15 protein-coding genes are annotated in these 21,025 nt (G+C 59.2%); 11 read left to right on the forward strand and 4 right to left on the reverse strand.

Features of this window, described 5'->3' with window-relative positions; genetic code table 11:
* Positions 1-28: 28 nt before the first annotated feature.
* Positions 29-1,198, forward strand: coding sequence for a PucR family transcriptional regulator (locus ACZ881_RS12500; RefSeq protein WP_476115873.1), 1,170 nt, complete (start codon positions 29-31; stop codon positions 1,196-1,198).
* A gap of 715 nt (positions 1,199-1,913) precedes the next feature.
* Positions 1,914-2,660, forward strand: a complete 747-nt coding sequence (locus tag ACZ881_RS12505; protein WP_476115875.1) for a hypothetical protein — start codon at positions 1,914-1,916, stop codon at positions 2,658-2,660.
* 253 nt (positions 2,661-2,913) lie between these two features.
* On the opposite strand, the gene ACZ881_RS12510 is transcribed toward ACZ881_RS12505, so the two are convergent.
* Both ACZ881_RS12510 and lhgO read right to left on the reverse strand, forming a co-directional pair.
* Positions 2,914-4,233, reverse strand: coding sequence for an MFS transporter (locus ACZ881_RS12510; RefSeq protein ID WP_476115877.1), 1,320 nt, complete (start codon positions 4,231-4,233; stop codon positions 2,914-2,916).
* On the reverse strand, positions 4,230-5,492 hold the full coding sequence (gene lhgO / locus ACZ881_RS12515; RefSeq protein ID WP_476115879.1) for an L-2-hydroxyglutarate oxidase: 1,263 nt from the start codon (positions 5,490-5,492) through the stop codon (positions 4,230-4,232). The genes ACZ881_RS12510 and lhgO overlap by 4 nt, the downstream gene beginning before the upstream one ends.
* A 47-nt stretch (positions 5,493-5,539) precedes the next feature.
* Between lhgO and ACZ881_RS12520 the strand changes: the two genes are divergently transcribed.
* Positions 5,540-6,241: a GntR family transcriptional regulator gene (locus tag ACZ881_RS12520; RefSeq protein ID WP_476115881.1), complete on the forward strand. Its 702-nt coding sequence runs from the start codon at positions 5,540-5,542 to the stop codon at positions 6,239-6,241.
* Between the two features lie 475 nt (positions 6,242-6,716).
* Positions 6,717-8,270: an AbgT family transporter gene (locus ACZ881_RS12525; protein WP_476115883.1), complete on the forward strand. Its 1,554-nt coding sequence runs from the start codon at positions 6,717-6,719 to the stop codon at positions 8,268-8,270.
* Here the strand turns inward: ACZ881_RS12525 and ACZ881_RS12530 are convergent.
* Positions 8,267-9,337: an Lrp/AsnC family transcriptional regulator gene (locus ACZ881_RS12530; protein ID WP_476115885.1), complete on the reverse strand. Its 1,071-nt coding sequence runs from the start codon at positions 9,335-9,337 to the stop codon at positions 8,267-8,269. The two genes, ACZ881_RS12525 and ACZ881_RS12530, sit on opposite strands and share 4 nt — an antisense overlap.
* A gap of 78 nt (positions 9,338-9,415) precedes the next feature.
* On the opposite strand from ACZ881_RS12530, the gene ACZ881_RS12535 reads away from it, so the two are divergent.
* The 7 genes from ACZ881_RS12535 to ACZ881_RS12565 all read left to right on the forward strand — a co-directional run bounded on the left by ACZ881_RS12535 (position 9,416) and on the right by ACZ881_RS12565 (position 20,574).
* Entirely contained in the window at positions 9,416-10,951 is a 1,536-nt protein-coding gene (locus tag ACZ881_RS12535; protein WP_476115887.1) for an amidohydrolase family protein, read from the forward strand.
* Entirely contained in the window at positions 10,951-11,745 is a 795-nt protein-coding gene (cuyB, locus tag ACZ881_RS12540; RefSeq protein WP_476115889.1) for a cysteate racemase, read from the forward strand. The genes ACZ881_RS12535 and cuyB overlap by 1 nt, the downstream gene beginning before the upstream one ends.
* A gap of 241 nt (positions 11,746-11,986) precedes the next feature.
* The gene (locus ACZ881_RS12545; protein WP_476115891.1) at positions 11,987-13,402 is read left to right on the forward strand and encodes an aspartate ammonia-lyase; all 1,416 of its coding nucleotides are present in this window, start codon (positions 11,987-11,989) and stop codon (positions 13,400-13,402) included.
* A 2-nt stretch (positions 13,403-13,404) separates the two neighbouring features.
* Positions 13,405-14,109, forward strand: a complete 705-nt coding sequence (gene lepB, locus ACZ881_RS12550) for a signal peptidase I (RefSeq protein ID WP_476115893.1) — start codon at positions 13,405-13,407, stop codon at positions 14,107-14,109.
* Positions 14,110-14,902: 793 nt separating this feature from the next.
* Positions 14,903-15,289: a TipAS antibiotic-recognition domain-containing protein gene (locus ACZ881_RS12555; RefSeq protein WP_476115896.1), complete on the forward strand. Its 387-nt coding sequence runs from the start codon at positions 14,903-14,905 to the stop codon at positions 15,287-15,289.
* A gap of 1,200 nt (positions 15,290-16,489) precedes the next feature.
* Positions 16,490-19,987, forward strand: a complete 3,498-nt coding sequence (mobF, locus tag ACZ881_RS12560; RefSeq protein ID WP_476115997.1) for a MobF family relaxase — start codon at positions 16,490-16,492, stop codon at positions 19,985-19,987.
* A gap of 80 nt (positions 19,988-20,067) precedes the next feature.
* A complete protein-coding gene (locus ACZ881_RS12565; RefSeq protein WP_476115898.1) occupies positions 20,068-20,574 on the forward strand; it encodes a hypothetical protein in 507 nt (168 codons plus the stop codon).
* Positions 20,575-20,654: 80 nt separating this feature from the next.
* Here the strand turns inward: ACZ881_RS12565 and ACZ881_RS12570 are convergent, their stop codons facing one another.
* Positions 20,655-20,936, reverse strand: coding sequence for a hypothetical protein (locus ACZ881_RS12570; protein ID WP_476115901.1), 282 nt, complete (start codon positions 20,934-20,936; stop codon positions 20,655-20,657).
* Between the last annotated feature and the right edge of the window lie 89 nt (positions 20,937-21,025).

Genomic DNA, 21,025 nt, shown 5'->3' on the forward strand with positions numbered 1-21,025 from the left:
ACAGTGCATCCGCACATAATGTGAAATCATGACCACAAACCAACCCCGGTTGAACGGCGGCCCTGAGCCTGCCGACTCCCCGCGGTGGCAGGAACTGCTGGACCAACTCAACGTAGAAGAGCTCACGGAAGCTTTTCTTTCTCGGATCTCCGCGATCCCCGGCTACGACCCTGCCCCGATCCCCCTTTCCGAGATACGCCGGACAGGGCGTATGGCGTTCAAGGCTATGATCGGCGGGTTACGTCAGGGTGGGCTTCATGAGGCAGTCCCGGTTGCCGCTGATGTCGGCGTCTCCCGAGCCCGCGCGGGGATCCCCATCACGTCATTGATGTCAGCTATCCGCCTCGATTACAACATCCTGTGGGAAGCCCTCACCAAGGTCGCTACGCAGGAGGACGCAACTTTGGTAGTCCGCCATACGTGGATAGTGCTCAATACCGTCGACGAGTATGCGGGACAAACGCAGCGCGCTTTTATCGCCGAACGGGAACGTATGCAGGACGAAGCATTTTCAGTGCGACAAGGTCTGCTCGCCGAACTTTTCCAGACGCGGGAGGTGACGGACGAGCAACTACGGACCATCGCTGGTGAACTCGAAATTCCCCCGGAGAGTCCCCTGATAGTGGTGGGTGCAGAGTCTGACGAGATACCGGCCCTCAGGGTCTTTATCGCCGAGGCCGAACGCGCGGGTAGAAGCGTGTTTTCCCATCACCTTGGTGATGCACTCATTGTGTTCACACCGCAGTTCGAAGGCACGGATCCGAAACGGGATGTCTTCCGACGCAATGTGCTGACCATCAGAGTCGGAATTACCGACGCTGAAGCCGGCCTCCAAGGTCTTCGCCACGCGGCAAACATCGCCCGCGACCTCGCCCGGGTTTTCAGGGCCGGTGAACGTGGCGCCATGACCTGGAAGCGGGGATGGGCCAGACTGGCCAACCGCAGCCTGCTCTTGGCAGGGCACCCCGTACTGACCGACGTCACAGCAGCCCTTTCAAGCTGCACCAAAACGGAACGCAGCCGGCTGGAAGAGTCCGTTCGCAGTTACCTCCGTACAGGCAGCGCGGGAGACTCGGCAGTGGAGCTTTTCTGTCATCGGAATACGCTGACAAACCGTCTCCGTCGTTTCGCGGAGCTCACAGGGATTGACCCTACCGTCCCCCAGGACGCGGCGCGCCTCGTCGTTGGATGGGCATAAGGACCTTCTACCCGGTGCCGCTTGTCGTTGCCCGCCACCGCCGCTTCACCGTATCGGAAGACTGCCTGAAAGCAGTTCGGGAAACGTTCGGTTACCAAGTGAAGGCTCGGCCGAATACGGTTTGGGAACAGTGCCCTACCTACGGCAACCACAACGGGCATCCCGTCTGGATCAGTCACTCACTGGCGAAGACCATCCTCAGCTCAAGGACATGCCGCAGCAGTGGCGTACAAAAGCGGTCTGAAAACGCTCCGCAAACACGGATTGGGAGGTCTGTGATACTTCGGTCGCGAGCACATTGAGGGCTCTTGGGCTCCGCAGTTGCATGACACGTTGAATGAACGGGAGGTCTTTGGGGACATCCCGATCTATCGACTGAGGGGCGCGTAATGTTCTCAGCGTCCTAAAAAAACTGCGGCCACCGGATTAACACGGGAAGTCTCGAGTACGTTGTTGCACGAGCCGCACGTCACCGGATTGCAAGCTTCGTCTGAGCTACTTGAAGACGCGCCATTCGCGTTAGATGCAGCGTACCTACCCCGCCTCCGAACGTTGCCTCGGATAGGCCGCCGTTCGCCTGGCAGTACGCCACGATCAGTTTCGCTGCGGCGACTGGTCCGTCAGGCAACGGCTGGCGCGGGATATTCGAATCATTGCCGGTCAGATATGCCGGGCCCGGCTAGTAGCTTTAAGGAATATATCGAAGGAGCCAGAGATGCCACTGCCGCGCGGGTCAGGATCGTTCCTTCAAGGGTTCGGATCTGGATTTCCCCAACACGACGTCGTGATCGTTCATGATGCCGGGAAACCATCAGAGAAGCGCACGAAGTCCCGAGCTATTCTCCAGTCGTGCTCAGGCATCTTTGATTTGGATGCGCCGATTTATGAGGGCGACACCGTTGAAGCCCCCGATCCTCGCGGCGGGACGCGCGTGTACTACGTGGGAAGAGTCGATATCACCGATACAAACGGTGCAGCAGTGCCATTCGAGGGAATGAGTCACGTCACGGCTGCCTGGCGTACTATGCCTCAGTCTTCTCCAGCTCCCCAGAGCATCTCCTCATCGGATGTCTATAATGCGCCAGTCATAAATATCCATGGCAACAGGGCTCAGGTTGCGTGGGGAGACCATACCGCCGCCCGAGAAGATAGCGGTACCACGTCAACCGTCGCTCAGGGTTACGAAGAGATTGCGAAGGCTGTAGCCGCTGTGCTTCAGCATTTGCAGTTCGCAGATATAAACGAGGACGACAGGGAGATTGCCATTGAGTCTGCCGAGGACATCCTGAAAGCAGTCACCGCGAAAAAACCTGATTCAAAGATCCTGCGCCGCGGCCTCGCCACGATCAAAGGTATTCTAGGAGGGCTTGCCTCGGGCGCCGCTACAAGTGCTAACGACGCCGCCCATGACTGGACCCAGTCCGGCCTTTCAGCCCTCACCAGCCTCTCCATGCCGACCTAACGGCCTAAAGGGAGCGCGAAGACGAACGATTCCGGGCTTTAGCCAAGGGGGTGTCTGTTTATCAGGACGGGTCGGCGTTCAGCACTCAAAGCCAAGGATGGAGGCACCTTCACTGCTTGCTGCTGAATCTGCCTCGAGCCCACAGACGCGGTTGATATCCAGTCATCTTTCGCCAACAGTGAGAAACTGTGCACAGACTGGACATGGGCAGGGCGCCCGTCCGGCGGTGGCTGGGACGGGCACCCGAATTCGATTAGTTCTTTTCTGTAGAGTGGCGTTTGCCCTGATCCAGTAATGCCGGGACCAGGATCAAGATCCCGGCAATGGCTAGGACGATACCGACGCCGGTTGTTGAGTGCGTTGCTGAGGCGGCCACGAGCACCAGAGAACCGGTTGGAGCCAGTCCGGCTCCTATAGCGGTTCCGATCTCACGTCCTGAACCGACACCGCTGGAGCGCGTTTCGGTGGGGAACTGGCGGCTGAGGAACGCACCTTGGGCTGAAAACATCATTGGCGCTATGAGGCCGGTGCCAATGCCGATGGCCAGCATGATTTTAGTCGGCTCACCACTTTCCAAGAGGGTCAGGAAGGGGAATGCGTAAGCAATTGAAAGCACTGCGCCGGTGACAATCATGGCTTTGGCGGAGTAACGGTCGCAGAGCCATCCGAAGATCGGGACGGAAATTAGCGCCACGATGCCGGCAACGGTGACGGCACTGGCCGTGAGGTTTGCCGGTGTCTTCTCGTACTCTGTCAGGTATGACAGGGAGAAGCTCTTGAAGATGTAGCTGACTGCGTTGTACCCGATTGCCAGAACGATGACTACCAGCAGGCCCCGCCACTCTTTTGCGACGAGCGACTTCAGTGGCAGGCGGCTGGTCTGAGTCTCACTCCGTGCCATTTTTTCATACTCGGGGCTTTCAGGCATGGAGCGCCGGACCCAGAGGCCTACAGCGACGAGCAGGATGCTCGCGATAAACGGGATACGCCAACCGCCGGCGATGAGGAATTCATCACCGTTGAGGGTGAGCAGGAAGATCGTAAAAGATGACAGGACGAGCCCGAGGTTGAGGCCCAACGCGGGCCAAGCACCTTGGGAGCCGCGCTTGTTGCTGCGGGCGTGTTCGTAAGAGACCACTGCCGCTCCTGCATATTCCGCTCCGGCGCCCATGCCTTGGAAGACGCGAATGATGAGCAGCAGCGCGGGAGCCCAGTATCCGACGGTGTCGAAAGTAGGGAGCACCCCGATGATCGCGGTCGAGATGCCCATGAGCATGAAGGTGATGATAAGGGTCTTCTTCCGGCCTATCTGATCACCCAAGGTGCCAAAGATGATGCCGCCCAAGGGTCGGGCGATGAAGCCGACGGCGAAGGTTACCGACGCCTGGATTGTGGCCAGTTGGGAGTCGCCGGCAGGAAAGAACACCTTAGCTATAACGATGGAAGCCATGGAGGCATAGAGGTAGAAGTCGAACCATTCCACTGTTGTGCCCACGATGGCTGCTGTCGCGACTTTTCGGAGCCGCCGTTTCTCTTCAGCGAGTGTTTCGTTGTTCATGGTGGTGGTTGTCATGAGGCTGATCCTTTGTCAGAAAGGGGGATAGGCTTCTTTGCCTGCCGGGGTGGTACGCGCCCTTCAAGGGCGTGCTGAACGATGTACTCGGCGATGGCCATGGAGGACGTGGCCCCGGGCGAGGGGGCGTTCCGCACCAGCACGATGTCCCGGCGGCGGGCAATCACGAAGTCGTCCACGAGGGACCCGTCGCCGTTCATAGCCTGGGCTCGGATCCCTCTAGTGTCTGGAACGATCGATGCTCCCTCAAGCGAGGGGACGAACCGCATCGCTTCACTCATGAATTTGCGCTTGCTGACCACGGTCTGGAATTCGCTGAGGGCGGATGGCAGATTCTTTCGGGCGAAGTTCCAAAAGCCTGGGAACAGCGTGTAATTCAGGACGTCCATCGCGTTGAAGTCCTTCCAGGCGTAGGCTTCCCGACCGAATGAAATGAACGCGTTGGGACCCAGCATCATTTCACCGTCGATGCGTTTGGTGAGGTGAACACCGAGGAAGGGATGCTTGGGATCAGGTACCGGATAAATCAGGCCCTTCACCTGTGTGCGTGCCTCGGGTCCGAGGAGGAAGTACTGGCCAAAAAAGGGCACGATCCTTGGGGTGGCGGGTTCTCCAGCTGCCGTGGCTAGCCGATCCGACTGAAGGCCGGCGCAGACGACCACGAGGTCATAGCGCTCATCGCCGTTCAGGGTCCGAATGAGGGCTCCTTCGCCCTGTTGCTTCAGAGCTGTCACTTCTTGCCCCAGGAGGATACGTCCGCCCGCTTTCCGCACATCGTCGGCCAGTGCGTTGGTGATTGCCGCGTAGTCCACAATGGCTGTTGCGGGCGAATGCAGTGCCGAGGAGCCGACCGCGTTGGGTTCCACATCTTTGATCTGGGCGCTGGTCAAGACTCTGACTCCAGGGACCCCGTTGGCTTTGGCCCGCGCATAGATGTCTTTCAGGTGACGGTCCTCGCCCGGTGTTTGGGCGATGACCAGTTTGCCGCATTCATCGTACGGAAGCCCTTTGGCCGTGCAGTATTCCTTTAGTAACCCCACACCGCGGCGACACAGCGTGGCTTTTAGTCCGCCGGGTTCGTAATACAGACCTGCGTGTACTACGCCGGAGTTGTGGCCTGTTTGGTGATAAGCGAGGCTATCCTCCTTCTCGTACACCGTGACCGAAGCACCGGCAAGCCTGTTGGTCAGCTCCCGCGCAACGGATACGCCAATGATGCCGCCGCCGATGACCGCGCAGCGCAATGTGTTCTTACTCAATGTATTCCTAATCAATTCGGGGATGTCGCCCATGCGAGAATGTGCTCGTGAACAACCTGGAGCGTGTAGAGAATCTGACCGATCAAGCCATCATCCGGCTCAGATCGGCCATCGTAGGTGGTGAACTGAAACCCGGAGAGCTCTACTCCGCGACCCAGCTAGGCGATTGGCTCGGTGTATCCAGAACGCCAATCCGGGAAGCAGTGCAGCAACTGGCCAGGACCGGTTTGGTGGAAGTTGCGCGCAACAAGGGGATCCGGGTACGTTCCACGACCTTGGAAGACCTGATCGAAGCATTCCAAGTTCGACTCATGCTCGAAGTACCGGCCGCCCGGAAAGCAACCGCAGTACGCACGGAGGCCGACCTGCAAACAGTTAAAGCTGCGTTCGAAGTCTTCCGGGAAGTCTCTGAAACCGGCGACGCGGCAGCAACGATGCGAGCCGACCGCGACTTTCATCTAGCCCTGCTGACTACTTCAGGTAACAAGCGGGTAGTGAAAATACTGGAGGAACTACGCAACGTCGTCCTGATCACCGGCGTTGAAACGGTTCCCAGATCACGTTCCGCCCAGGAAGCTTTCGAAGACCACCGTGATTTATACGAGGCCTTTGTAGCCGGGAACGTGGAGAAGGCAGGGCTGGCCATGCGACGGCACATCGTTAACACTGCACGCCTCCTTGTCCTGCGGGAGTCTAAGGAGCGCGGGATCGCCGTCTCCGATATAGAATCGCTGTTCAGCTGGGCCTGACGTCTGATTAGCGGGGCCCGTAACCATCAACAGCGACGATTTGCATCACTGCGAAACTACTCCTGTTGCATGCAACATGCAACAGGAGTAGTTGAAAAATGTTTATTTCCACCCGCGCCCCTTACCTTGGGGTCGACGAGTGCTTTGGCGGCAGCCGGAAACGGTTCTCTCATCCGCTGCCAGCCGACCCACGCTGGCTGCGAGACCTGCACCTTTAGGCGAGCGTTGCAATGGCAGGCTCGCCCAAAGCAGCGGCGCAGCGGGCTCGGTAATAAAGCTGCATTCATGCCATGATCAATCCTGCGCACCGAGGCTCTCGCCTGTGGTTCTGACGGGAGCGTCGGGAAAATACTATGACGGAATCCTGCTGAGATCTTTATCCCTTGTCGGAATCCTGCAAATGCATAGGACTGTGGCACGGTTCACTTCAAAGTATTGGTGATGATATCCACCAATTTAGTGAGGCTCTGAAATCATGTCTAGTAAAGTCAGGGACGTGGAGGAAACGTCCGACCGTCCACGAGGGTTTCTCGGTGTCGTCGAGAGAGTCGGAAACAAGCTGCCGAAGCCCTTCACCCTCTTCGTGGGTTTGCTGTGCATCATCGCAGTGACTTCCGCTGTCGTTGCAGCATATGGTGTCACCGTTTCCGTTCCAGGCGTTGAAAAGCCAGTACCGATACGGTCCGCCCTCGCCCCCGAGGGGCTCGTGGCCCTTGTCGAAGGGGTCATAAAGAACTTCGTGACATTCCCGGCCCTCGGCCCTGTACTAGTCGTGGTGCTCGGAGTTGGCGTCGCGCAAGGAACGGGTGCCCTTGAGTCTGCTGTTCGCTTGGCATTTTCGCGGGTTCCAAGGTCTTTGGTTCCTTATGCTGTCGCGCTGGTTGCTTGCCAGGGTCACGTCATGTCTGACGCAGCCTTCCTGGTCATTCCCCCGCTGGCCGCCTTGGTATTCCTCGCTGTGGGCCGCCACCCCTTGGCAGGACTGATCGGTGCCTACGCCTGCACAGCAACCGGTTATGCTGGCGGGCTGCTCGTAGGAACACTGGATGCTTCCCTGGCGGGAATAACCCAGCAAGCTGCCGCCCTCCTACCTGGCGCGGCGCCGTTTGAAGCGAATATTGCGATGAACTATTTCTTCGGCGCAGCAGCAGGGCTTCTCTTGCCCATCGTTGGTGGGTTCATCATTGACAAGGTCCTTGAACCACGCCTTGGCCAGTGGCGCCCTGCGGACGGCCCAGTCACCGGCCCAACGGCCGCCGTTCAAGTGACCCGTGAGCAAAAGCGGGCAGTGCTCATTGCAGCTGGCGCCGTCGCTGCATTCTTGGTGCTCTTGACGATCGCATGGGTCATCCCGGGATCCCCTCTGCAAGGCGAAGGAGGCACGTTCATCCCGTCGCCCATGTTGAGCAACCTGGTGATAGTTATTTCGGCGTCATTCCTAATTTTTGGAGTGGTCTATGCCCGGGTTCTCCCCATGAATCAGGACAAGCGCGAAGTAGGCAAGTTGATGCAGTCCTCGATCAGCGAAATGTCGGGCTTCATTGTCTTGATCTTCGTCGTGTCCCAAACATTGGCTGTCCTGGCCTACTCCAACCTAGGCACCTGGATGGCTGTCAGCCTGGCTGATGCTGCGCAACACGCAGGCATCGGCGGATTTGCTGCCCTGATCTTGCTTGTGCTCATCTCGTCGACACTCAACCTTGTGATTACCTCAGGAAGCGGACTATGGGCCCTCGTGGGGACCGTCATGGTTCCAGCGTTCATGATGCTCGGCTTGTCCCCGGCTATCACCCAGTCGGCGCATCGCATCGGCGACTCCCTAACCCAGGGCATTTCACCCATGCACATTTTCCTCTACCTGATCTTGACTATGGCACGGAATTACGTTCCGGATATGAAGCTGGGCACGCTGATGGCTCGCCTGTTGCCTTTTGTTCCGGCGTTCGCTGTGGTGTGGATCGGCATCCTGGCCGCCTTCTACTTCCTGGATATACCCCCGGGCCCGGGCCAGACCATCTTCTTGCCCTAAGAATCCAGTGTCCAAGGGTCAACCGGGACCACCCGGGTCCATCGACCTGTCGGATCCAAGACACGTCCGTAAAGCTTGGATTGCCGCATCACTAACTGCCGATCTACGACTCGGGCGTAGGGGAACTTCTCGCTAAGGCGTGAGACCAGGGAATGCAAATCAGAGACTGCATGCAGACCCACAGTCAGCAACATGTTGCTGGGGCCAGCCACTGCGGCGCAGGTACGCGTCTCGGGCCAGTTCAATAACTCGGTACCCATCTTATCCAGCTGGTCCTCGGGCACTTGGAGCCACAACACGGCCGCCGCGTGCCAGCCCGCATTGGGACGTGCTAGATCACAACGAAAATCAACGTCGCCTGTCGCTACCAACCGCGACAGGCGACGTTGGACTGTGCGGTCCGATTTTCCCACCATCGAGGCCAACTCTTGATAGGGAGTTCGTCCATCGACGGAGAGGGCAAGGAAAAGCTGTTTGTCGATGTCATCCATATCTCGTGTTGACTCGGCAACAGAAGTTTCCTCAGCCAGCGCCAGGCTCGTTGCGCGCGACAACACGCGTAACCTCCACCGACGGGAAGCATCAAAGACCCTCGTGGCAAAGTGAGTCCGAACCTTTCGGATACCTGCCACCCGCGGCAGGTCAGCCAATAAATAGTCCGCCAGCTGCGGAAGAGATGCCCCAACGGCGATGACGAACAAGTCATAGGATCCCGCGACATGCTGGACAGTGATGAGGTGGCCCGTTTCGATCAACGACTCTGCTACGTCAAGAGCGGCGCCGGCTTCGCACTCGAGCTCAATAAACGCCATGCACATGGTGTGCAACTGGCGCTTTCCCAGAGCGATGGTCGTCCATGCTTCCCCCGCACTGTTCAACCGCTCCCACCGCCGAGCAACAGTGACCGGATCGAGCCCGAGAACCGCGCCTAAGGTGGCCCAGCTAATTCGCGGATTGACCTGCAGCGCATCGATAAGTTCCATGTCCTGCTCCGACAGCAGCCATTCGCGACTGTCAGAAAGCTGCAATCGATTCGCTAATCCTGTCAGATTCGTTCGCTTTTCCACAATTTCTAGCATACGCCCGGAGGATGAAAGCAGAACAATCAATGCCGCCGTGAGGCGGCCAGAGAAAGGATGGCATGGGTGACAAGAGCTCCCCAAACCGCCGACCACCACACGAACACCGGCCTCGGCCTGCACACGCTCAACGAATGCGACGTCGTCCTGGCCGGAGGACGTGTCATTGACCCCGAGAGCGGTCTTGATGCCATCACTGACGTGGGGATCAAGGACGGCAAAATCGTGGCCATAGGTGACGGTGTTCCCCGGGCCGCCCTAACACTGGACGTTTCCGGAAACGTTGTAAGCGCCGGATTTATTGATCTGCACAGCCACGCGCAGACAATCCCCTCTATGAGGATGCAGGCACTGGATGGAGTGACGACCGCACTTGAGCTCGAAGCCGGGACCAGCGATGTGGCGGCCTCATACCAGCGGGCGGCCCGTGAAGGACGCCCCGTCAACTACGGCTATTCTGCCTCGTGGGCACAGGCTCGCATGAAAGTGCTGGACGGCGCGCTGCCTAAAGGCGGGTTTCTCGACTTTACGAGCGGAATCGGAGGCTCCGAATGGCAACGGCCGGCCAACGCCAACGAACTCTCCAGGATCCTCGGTCAGCTTGAAGGCGAAATTGGTGCCGGTGCCCTCGGCATCGGCGTTCTGGTCGGATATGCGCCCCATACCGGCCGCGGGGAATACATGAAGGTTGCGGGCATGGCTGCCCAGTTCAACGTTCCCACCTTTACTCACGCACGATTTAAGAATCCCGACGATCCGGGAACAGCTTTGGAGGGCGCTGCGGAAGTCGTTGCTGCCGCAGCGGGGACGGGAGCGCACATGCATCTGTGTCATGTGAACTCCACATCATTGCGGGCGATAGATGAAGTCGCCGAACTGATCTCCGGTGCACGCTCACGAGGATTACAGGTGACCACGGAAGCCTATCCGTATGGGGCGGGAATGACAGCCGTCGGAGCGCCTTTCCTTCACCCGGACAACCTGTCGCGCTTGGGCTTGCAACCCTCGAACTTGGTGATCGTTGCGACCGGTGAACGTCCTCGGGATGCCAAGCGTTTGATGCAAATCCGTAGGGAGGCGCCAGGTGCATTGGCCATAATCCACTATCTCGACGAAAGTGATGAGTCCGACCTTTCGGTGCTCAGGCGCGCTCTGATGTTGGACGATACGGCGGTCGCTTCAGACGCAATTCCCTTCACCACCCCGGACGGACTGATCGTAGATGATGACCTCCCCATTCCTGAAGACGCAGTAACTCACCCCCGCTCAACGGGAACGTTCGCACGCTTCCTGCGGACCATGGTTCGGGAAACGAAGATGCTCTCCCTGGAAGAGGCAATACGGCGCTGCTCACTTCTACCTGCACAGGTCTTGGAACAAGCAAGCCCGGCAATGAAACGTAAAGGCCGGGTCCAGGTCGGCTGCGACGCCGACCTAATAGTTTTCAACCCGGAGACAGTCACTGACTGCTCAACCTACCTTCGCCCGGGATTGTCCTCGACAGGATTCGCCCATGTGCTCGTTGGAGGGGAACAGGTAGTCAAGGACGGGCTGCTCTCGACTGCGCTGCCCGGGCGGGCCATCATGAACGGGGCACGGTGATGAGTGAAACACCGGAGCCGCTGACGGACGCGCCGAAGTCGAACCGGACTCGAATCGGAGTGCTGGGCGGAATGGGCCCAACAGCCACCGCAGATTTCTATGCGAAATTGATTGCAAATACCCCAGCCCAACGAGATCAAGACCATCTACCCGTGGTGATCTGGACAGACCCGCAGACACCTGACCGTAGCGCATTCCTAATGGGACTCGGCCCGGACCCAACCCCATGGTTGAGGAACGGAATCGAGGCACTGGTTCAGTCCGGATGCCGCATCCTTGCCGTCCCCTGTAACACAGCCCACGCTTTCGTCCCCGACCTTGCCGAAAAAGCGGGCATACAACTGATCAACATTGTGGACGTAACAGCAGAGATGATCTCCAAGCAAGGAATTACATCTGTTGGTCTGCTTGCCACGACAGGGACCGTACATTCGGGAATATATACAACTGCCATCCGACGGCTGGGAATCGTCACAATCACCCCATCGGATGCCCAGCAGGAAGAAGTCATGGCAGCCATCCAGTCCGTGAAAGCGGGAACAGCTGGGCCAGAGGCTGCCGAAGTCCTGACAAAGGTCACAGCCTCGCTAACTTCTCGGGGAGCCCAGGCCGTAGTTGCCGGATGCACCGAAATCATCCTGGCTTTGGACAATTCCGAGACGCCTATTCCTGTGATTGACCCGTCCGAACTCCTGGCCCGCAGTGTCGTCGACGCTGCTCTGGGCCATTCCGGCAGGACCTCCCTTGCTCCAGAGGTATTGTCCTCCCCTGCGGTTGTAGGACGCCATCCGTAGCCGCATTTCGAACCTTAATGCTAAGCAAGCGAGAGCAATATACAGAAGGCTTCGGCCGGGGGAAGCAAATGACCGCACCATGCCCGTATTCCCACTGGCCTGCAAAGCCGCCGAACGGCTGCAGCAACCGCAGCGCACCCCTCCGCGCTCCTCGACAACCAAGACATTCCTATGGTCAACCAAGCACTCTGGCCGCCCACTATCCGTCCAATCCCGTATTCGTAAGCCTTTGAGGATCCTCATGACTATCGCCCGTACCCTTCAGGACACCAGGTCCGAGCATGACCTTCTCGGCGAGAGGGACGTCCCGGCCGGTGCCTACTGGGGTGTGCACACCCTCCGGGCCGTGGAGAATTTCCCGATCACCGGCCAGCCGCTCTCCTCAAACATGTACTTGGTTCGTGGGCTTGCTGCGGTGAAACTCGCCGCAGCCCGCACCAATCACGAGCTCGGTCTGCTCGACGCCGAACACGCCCGGGCCATTGAGCAGGCCTGCAGCGATATCCTGAACGGCCAGCTCAGTGAGCAGTTCGTGGTGGACGTCATCCAAGGAGGCGCCGGCACGTCCTCGAACATGAACGCCAACGAGGTCATCGCCAACCGTGCCCTCGAAATCCTTGGCCACACCAAAGGCAGCTATGACCGGCTCCACCCCAACGACCACGTCAACCTCAGCCAGTCCACCAACGACGTCTACCCGACCGCCGTGAAACTAGGCACCATCTTCGCTGCCCGGGATCTTGTGTATGCGCTGGCCGAACTTGAGGAAGCGTGCGGTGCCAAGGCAATGGAATTTCGCACTGTGGTGAAGATGGGCCGGACCCAGCTGCAGGACGCCGTCCCCATGACCCTGGGCCAGGAGTTCGGCACCTACGCCGTCACCCTTGGTGAGGACCGAGTCCGGCTGGCCGACGCGGGGCGGCTGATCCACGAGATCAACCTCGGCGCCACCGCCATCGGCACAGGACTGAACGCACCGGCCGGTTACGCCGAGGCAGCCTGCCGGCACTTGGCCGAAGTCACTGGCCTGCCGCTGGTCACCGCCTTCGACCTCATCGAAGCAACTCAGGATGTGGGCGCGTTCGTGCACCTCTCCGGCGTACTCAAGCGCGTTGCTGTGAAGCTCTCTAAGATCTGCAACGATCTGCGCCTGCTCTCATCCGGCCCCCGCGCCGGGTTCGGCGAAATCAACCTGCCGGCCGTCCAGTCAGGGTCCTCCATCATGCCCGGCAAGATCAACCCGGTCATCCCGGAAGTAGTCTCCCAAGTGGCCTACGAAGTCATCGGCAACGACATCACCATCACCATGGCCGCCGAGGCAGGACAACTCCAACTCAACGCTTTCGAACCCATCATCGTCCACAGCCTCCACAAGAGCATCACCCACCTTGAAGCAGCCTGCCGGACCCTCACCGCACGCTGCATCCGGGGAATCACCGCGAACACCGAGCATCTCCGGCTCACAGTAGAGCAGTCGATCGGCTTGGTCACCGCACTTAACCCGCACCTCGGATACGCCACGGCCACAGCCATCGCCCAAGAAGCCCTCGCCACCGGCAAAGGTGTCGCCGAACTCGTCCTCGAACACGGCCTGCTCACGGCTGAACAGCTCGTAGGGCTCCTGAGCCCTCAACGGCTCGCCAACCTCAGCAAATAGACGTGGATCAACAAGAAGAGTCCAAGGACCCGGGTTCTGATAAGAAGCCGGTCCTTTCCTGGCTCCGTGAGATCGCTACGGTGATCGTCATTGCCGTTGTCCTGTCCGTGCTTATCAAGACATTCCTGGCTCGAGCGTTCTTCATCACGTCCACGTCAATGGTGACCACCCTGGAAGTCAACGACAGGATCTTCGTAAACCTCCTGGTACCAGAGCCGTTCGACCTAACTCGCGGAGACGTGGTGGTCTTTCGCGACACCAAGGGATGGCTGCCGGAAGTAACCCAAGACCAGGGACCGGGCCAAGCTATCCAGAACGCCTTGACGTTCCTAGGGCTCCTTCCAGACACCACGGAACAACACTTGGTCAAACGCATCATTGGCCTCCCCGGAGACCGTGTGGTGTGTTGCGGCGTGCAAGGCAAGCTGACAATCAATGGAACGGTCTTGGACGAGACCTATATCAATCCAGCACACGTCCCAAACATTCAGTCCTTCGATGTGGTAGTTCCAGAGAGGAAAGTCTGGGTACTGGGAGACAACCGCAACAATTCCGCCGATTCAAGGGCACACGTCAACGACAATGGCGGCTTCGTTGACATCACAGACATCGAAGGCAAAGCAACGATAATCGCATGGCCCCTGAACCGGATCACCATCCTGGATAACCACCCGGCCGTCTTCGAAAACATTCCGCACCCTCAATAGCAAAACCCACCACCTGGCCGTTCAGGGACCTCTTTGATGGCTGCATGCCCGGCATTGCGTGAGGTGGCCTGTCGCCCAACACATCGTGAATGGCCTTGCCCAGATCGGATTGGTGGTCCGACAAAAACGTCTTGAAACTCGCGCAGCCGAGGGCGCACGTCAGAGGAACTTACTGCGCTCGGTCGTACCGACAAACAGGAAAGACGAGTTTTCCGTGACATTGGGACATCATCTCCTGAAGTCGCGTATGCCAGATAAAACCGACGTCGAGGTGCTTGGCGCGAATGCTGATAACCCTGTCCGGCAGGCAGCCCGAGTCAAACACGACTTGAACGACGCCCCGACCGTGGCCGTGACATCTATTCCCTTCGCCTCTCCCCGAGACTTCTTGACGAAACCCTCGGATCCCTCGCTAGCTTCTAGAGAAACGACATTTTGACCTGCAGTCATCGAATCCCGGGTAGCAGTCCTCAGATAACGGCGGCAACTGTGGCACCCACCGGGGGGAAAACAAACATCCTTGCGCCCACGTCGAATATCCCGACAACGCCAAACTAGCTGAAGCCGGTCATGCGCTTACATTCTCCAAGTGATTGCAGGATATAGTAGTTAGATGATTATCTGTGCAAACCATGGTGGCCTTGTCTAGACCGGCCTGAGCCTTTGAATGCCGATGTCCCAGATTCCTATAATTAGACATCTTTGGACTCGTTCAGGCCGGAGCGTTCCTTCTATCGCCCTTTTTACTTGGAACCCGCGCTACTTCGCCGCGCGCCCTTGATAAGGAATAACCATGACTATCGACTCACTCAGCTCCGCTTATCTCGACGAATGCCGAGATGCGCTGAACGAGGAACAAACACGAAGCATTGCGGCCACCAACCACTGGGAGAACGTGGATCGAACGCTGGTCCACGCGGACTGGGACGAGCTTTACAAGCGGATCAGCCCTCTCGTTGACACCGCAGACCCCAGCAGCAAGGAGATGCAAGCCCTCATCGCCGAGCACTACGATATCGCCTGCAGATTCTACGTTCCCACTGCGCGCGCCTACGTGGGTATGGCCCTCCATTATCGGGAGGATGCCGACATGGCCTCCTTCCATAAGGCCTACCATCCCGACATGGTGGCTTTCATTGCCGATGCAATGAGCACCTACGCGCGCGCCACCTTGAATTAAGCTATTCGGTCTAGGTTCAAGACAATGAAGACGGTCTGGGTCTAGACCCAGATACGAGGCCGGTCAGCGACAACCTTGTTGACCGGCCTCGCTCTAACACTCTTGCCCACGACAAGTCAGTTGAGCAGGGGCGCCGCCGGGCTGCAAACCACCACCACTGAACCTGGCACATAAGCGCCGTCATGCTCACGGCAATAGTCTTCGCGTCCGAATATTCGACTTTCACAAAGCATGCAACACGACATATGGGTTCTTACCGGCGTTTGGCCTTGTTCGCTTGAGGGTTCAACCGGCTGGGCACGCTTCCGCCCTATCGAAACCATGGGCATTTAAGCGATTGCGCAACAACTTGTTGCGCAATCGACTCAGGAGCTCATTCGCCGCGAACGTCCTCTGATGCCGACCCTCGAACCCTTGCGCCACCATCTGATGGGCTAACCGTCCAGACTGGAACCCGGGACAAGGAGCCACGGTGCCTCAGTACGAACGGCTCTCTTTGTCGCCCGATCGTCCAGAGCGCGTCTAGACGATCGGGCATAGAAAGCAGTTCACCATTGAGAGATTAGAACCAATGTCCGATATCCAAATGTGCCGCAGCCTGCGGCACATTTGGCTCGTACCTGACCTCAGCCGACAGTGCCGCCATAACGGATTGCATCTATTGCCGGTTTCTTGGCTCGCATTCCTGTTCACAGACCGCGCTACTGACAGCCACCCGTATGCATCGCCATCATCCAGATCCTCGAAGCGCCACAGACCTTCCGCAGCGGCTCCGTCACCACTTCCTTCACACCTCTGGCATCCAAGGGCGAGTCCGCAGGAAATCATGCGGGTGGGGCGGGCCGAATTCATGAACTGGTGTGAACAAGCAGAGCTCCGGACAGCAAGCACATGGCAAACCTGAAGATGGCTCCAACCGCATGGACCGGCTCCTCACAGAGTTACGATCGCAGTCCTCCGAACTGGAGCGTTTCCATGCCATCTACGGAGAACTGGAAACCAGAAACGGTCTCTTACACAACGAAGTCCTCCGCCTAAAGCGCGCCCAGCGAACAAACGTACAAGACCTCGCCCGAGTGGCGGCCGTCCTGCTCCACATTTCGCGAACTAAGGCATCGCCCTCGACCCAGTGACACTCGACATTCTCCGTCGGCGGGGCTGGCTTCCCACCAGACCGCGCACGGGAGTACGGCCGTGACGATGTCCATCGCCCGGCTCTCCGTACGGTCAGGGCTCAAGTACCTGTTCAAGTCAACGATGTTGGACGACTTCTCCCCTACTCCCCCAGACACCATCAGCTATTACATGAAGACGGGAACGCCCCAAGGTCGTTGGTTGGGCAACGGCCTCCAAGGGATCGCCAGGGAAGCCGGAGATAAGGTCACGGAATCTGATGCACGTGCCATTTTCCAAGACGCGACCCACCCTGACAGCAAGGAACCACTAGGGAGGCCCCACGGGCAGCCGGCAATCAGCCAAGAGGCCAGCAAGCAAAACTCGACGAAGCATGCCGTCGCGGGCTTCGACCTCACGTTCAGCGTCCCGAAGTCCGTCTCCACGCTGTGGGCCCTCAGCCCGCGACATCTCCAGGAGCAGATCCTGCAGACCCACCACGAAGCCATCGAAGCAACGCTTGCCTGGATGGAAGAGCAAGTCATCAACACCAGGTCCGGCCGAAACGGAGTGGCACACGTCGGCACCAGAGGAGTCATCGCAGCAGCATTCGACCATTGGGAATCTCGCGCCGGCGACCCTCAGCTCCACACCCACCTTGTTATCGCGAACCGGGTTCAGCGGATCACGGACGGCGCCTGGGTCACCTTGGACTCCCGCTCCCTATACAAAGCAGTCGTGGCCGCCAGCGAACATTACAACGGACTCCTCTTTGATGCCTTGCACACGAGTCTCGGCACAGAAACCGACATCCGAGCCCCGGCGCAAAACACTCACAACCCAAGCCAGCAACTCACTGGCGTCGCCGAAGCCCTTATCCGTGAATTCTCCAACCGTTCAAGGCTGATCGACATCGAGACCGATCGCCTGGTCAATCAGTGGATTACTGAACACGGAGCTCGCCCGACCGCGACAACCATCGTTAGATTGCGCCAGCAAGCCACGCTTTCGACTCGAACTCCCAAGAACGTTGAGCCGTCACCATTGCGAACGCTGTCCGCACAGTGGCGCGCCAGAGCAAAGGCCCAAGGCTTCGACCCGGAATCCGTCCTAGCGTCCACCATTAGGCGCTCCCGCTCACGTCCGTTCCACGTTGGCGACTTCACCCCGGACTGGATTGCCGCCGTCGGGCTTGCCACCCGACAACGTGTGGCGGCCAAGCGCTCAACTTGGAATCGCTGGAACCTGATCGCCGAGGGTGAGCGTGTGTGCGGTGAGATCCGTTGCGCCTCCCCCGCCGACCGCAACGCGCTGATCGATGCCGTGGCCACCGCGGCAGAGCGTCAATCCGTGCCACTCAACCAGTATCGGTACGGCGTCCCCGCGGGTGCCGCTGATGATCTGCGATTCGCCGGGCGCAGCGTCTTCGATTTCCACGGGTCGCGCCTCTACACGGATGCGTTGACGCTCGCCTTTGAGGACGAAGTCCTGGCGGCGAAGAACGACGACGGCGGCCCGGCCATGCCGGTCGATCTCACCTTCGAAACGCTAACGTCTTACAGAAACGGCGAAGGGTCACCTCTGCATGATGACCAGCTGACGGCCGCGTCGGATGTCCTGCTGAGCTCATGCATGCTCGACGCCATCGTTGGACCGGCCGGGACCGGGAAGACGACGACTCTTGGGGCGGTGAAAGCGGTGTGGGAGGCGGCGTATGGGATGGGAAGCGTTATTGGTCTGGCGCCTGCTGCTGCGAGCGCCGAGGTTCTCGGCTCGGAGCTGCGGATGGTTACTGAGAACGTCGCGAAGTGGTTGCATGAGTCTGTTGGGTCTGGTGCGGCCGAGCGGGCAGCGCGATTTTTCCAGGCGGACGATCGACTCCGTGGGGCCGCCGCTCCCCTCGGCCCATTTGTTAACCGGCTTCAACAGGGAGTCGCTCGGCTGGCCGCCGAGCAGAACCAATGGCTGTTCCGGCCCAACCAGCTCGTGATTGTCGATGAAGCTTCGATGGTCTCAACTCTTCAGCTCGCAGCGCTGGTCCGCCAGGCCAAGGAAGCGGGAGCCAAGATCCTCTTGGTTGGGGATCCGGCCCAGCTCGATTCCATCGATGCCGGCGGTGTGCTTGGTTGGCTTGATCGGCAGGGAAAGGCAGCCCGGTTGAGCACAATCTGGCGTTTCCAAAATCCGTGGGAACGGTCAGCCTCCCTCGGGCTGCGTGAGGGACGTCCGTCTGTGCTCGCAAAGTACGAACAAAACGGGCGCATACGTCATGGCCACTACTCGGAGATGGTCGACCGCGCCTACTCCGAGTGGCACTCGGATATTCGGGCTGGCCGCGTCTCGGTCCTGATAGCTCCCGACAATGAGACCGTCCAAATGCTTAATGAACGGGCCCAAGCTGACCGGGTAAGTCTTGGCCACGTGGACGCCGAACGTACCGTGGCCCTTCGGGACGGCCTTCGAGCCGGTCGTGGCGACATCGTTATTGCCCGCCGGAATGACAGATCCATTCACGACGATCAAGGTGAGTTCCTCCGCAATGGGACGCTCCTCGCAGTCACGGGAGTCGATAGAAGCCACGGTGTCCTGCGAGCTATACGGAAGGACACCGGAGCTGCCCTACTCTTGCCGAGCAGTTATGTGGAATCATCCATGGAGCTGGGCTACGCCACCACAGCCCATCGCAGTCAAGGGCTGACTGTAGACACCGGCCACACGGTCGTGACCCCCGGCCGCCTCACGCGCGAGTTGCTGTATGTCAGCATGACCCGGGGGCGGCACTCCAACACGGCCTATGTGAGCGAGAACGACCCGGACGAGGACGAGCTCCTGGATCCGAGTGCGCGTTCGAGCTGGCAGGTGATCCTCGGCGAAGTCCTTGCTGCTGAAGGTGCGGAACGAACGGCTCACGAGGTACGGGACTTCGAACGGCAGCACGCCGACAGCCTCGAGCGCCTGAGCCTCGAGTACGATTACCTGGCTCAAATCGCTGCCGGTTTGGAGCTCGCTCAGGCTATCGACGGTCTAATGCCCGGCCGGCTTCAGGAGATGCGCGAATCCCCAGCTTGGGGCGCCACCGTCGCTGCCTGGCGACGCGTCAGCAACGTCAATCGTCCAGGAGGCTTACGCGTCGTGAGCGAGAGTCTGAGCTCCGAGGCCAGCGCCCGGGACCTAAGCGCAGTTGCCCACGCGCGGTTACGAGCATTCTGCTCGACCATGCCCCCAGCGCTTATCGATCCGGTGACAGAGCGGTTGACTACCGACCGTACAGACCTTGCAGCGTTGCTCGACCAAGTACGACGGCGTATTGGGAACCGTGCGGAGCACGTCGCCACAGCGGCGCTACTCGATGAGCCTGAATGGGCCACACACTTGCGCGAAGGCATTGGGGCACGTGCAGATCCGTTCGACTCGGCAGTGTTGATTCGCGCAGTGGCCGTGTACAGGGATCGCTGGGGCATCAATAGCGCGACCTTCCCTCTAGGCCCAACTCCTGCGGACGGGGAATGGGAACAGCGTCGTCATTGGAATGAGCTCCAGCGAGCAATTAGCCAGGCCGCCACTACAGCCAGAGTTAGAAGGTGACCGCAACCTGCATGAGGTGGACTCCCCAAAAAGCCTTACAAACGCGCAATGGCAACTTTAAACTGGAAGCTGGAGCAAGTATGCAGATGAACCCAGTCCTCAAGCCGAGAATAGCAACACCCGCGCTTATCGTTGCGAGCGCAGTGACCTTGGTGCTTGCTGTGATCCTGGCAGTTCTAAGCTTCACGATTTCCGGCACGGCCTGGTTGCTGGTATCCCTCACGACCCCCTGTGTAGTAGTCCTGCTCTTCTGGGCCCAACGTGTCCGCGGCCAACGGCAGTGGCAGACCCAAGCAGCAGAACAATGGAAGCTGCTCGAGAGCCTGAAGGCGGCCGGCGGGACCACAACCGAGGTCACCGTCCTAACCGTAGATGCCCCTCAGCCGACCGGCGCCTGGATCACCATCCGGTGGAATCGCTTCGACTACATCCAACCGGCATGGATCGAAGCACTTCCCGAGCCAATCTGGCCTGGATCCGTTCTGCTGATTCGGCCAGATCCAGCGCAGGTGCAACCGGGAGCTCCATGGCCTTCGACCTACCGCATCAGCGGCGACCAAGTCTTAGCGTGGGCGCCGCTCGTCTAGTCGTTGCGTCCGCTAACTCCGGCGGCGGTTCAACCACTTCGTAGTTCCGGCCATACCCAGTTGAAGCCGGTATCAGGAACCTACAGTGGCCGCCCCCTCCAAGACTCTTGGTCCACCCGCTTGACCTGCCCCGCCGGGAACCACTCAACGTGATAGACGCGTCGGTCATCCACCCACTCGACCAGCCCAAAGCTCCTCGTATATTTGATCGCCCGACCATAGATCTCCCCCACGCGAACCAGCGGCTGGCTGCCCGGCTCCAGCTCGATGATCTTGCCGTCGTCAGGTTTGGGGTGGCTGTTGTCGGCGCCTATCTGGGCCATCATGCGGGCGAAAGCGGTGGAGTCTTGCTTTGGTCTCATGACAACAAGACTAGAACATGTGTTCGAATAGGAATCCCTCTCCCACGAAAGAGCCCACGCCTCAACGAACAAGACGTGGGCCAGGAACA

Source organism: Paenarthrobacter sp. TE3676 (genome assembly GCF_056279165.1).

Bases quoted from the DNA above. Each gene is read 5' to 3' on its own strand.
- ACZ881_RS12505 (WP_476115875.1), top strand. From the start codon at position 1,914: ATGCCACTGCCGCGCGGGTCAGGATCGTTCCTTCAAGGGTTCGGATCT.
- ACZ881_RS12545 (WP_476115891.1), top strand. From the start codon at position 11,987: ATGACTATCGCCCGTACCCTTCAGGACACCAGGTCCGAGCATGACCTT.
- ACZ881_RS12500 (WP_476115873.1), top strand. From the start codon at position 29: ATGACCACAAACCAACCCCGGTTGAACGGCGGCCCTGAGCCTGCCGAC.
- ACZ881_RS12565 (WP_476115898.1), top strand. From the start codon at position 20,068: ATGCAGATGAACCCAGTCCTCAAGCCGAGAATAGCAACACCCGCGCTT.
- ACZ881_RS12555 (WP_476115896.1), top strand. From the start codon at position 14,903: ATGACTATCGACTCACTCAGCTCCGCTTATCTCGACGAATGCCGAGAT.
- ACZ881_RS12570 (WP_476115901.1), bottom strand. From the start codon at position 20,936: ATGAGACCAAAGCAAGACTCCACCGCTTTCGCCCGCATGATGGCCCAG.
- cuyB (WP_476115889.1), top strand. From the start codon at position 10,951: ATGAGTGAAACACCGGAGCCGCTGACGGACGCGCCGAAGTCGAACCGG.
- ACZ881_RS12525 (WP_476115883.1), top strand. From the start codon at position 6,717: ATGTCTAGTAAAGTCAGGGACGTGGAGGAAACGTCCGACCGTCCACGA.
- ACZ881_RS12510 (WP_476115877.1), bottom strand. From the start codon at position 4,233: ATGACAACCACCACCATGAACAACGAAACACTCGCTGAAGAGAAACGG.
- mobF (WP_476115997.1), top strand. From the start codon at position 16,490: ATGTCCATCGCCCGGCTCTCCGTACGGTCAGGGCTCAAGTACCTGTTC.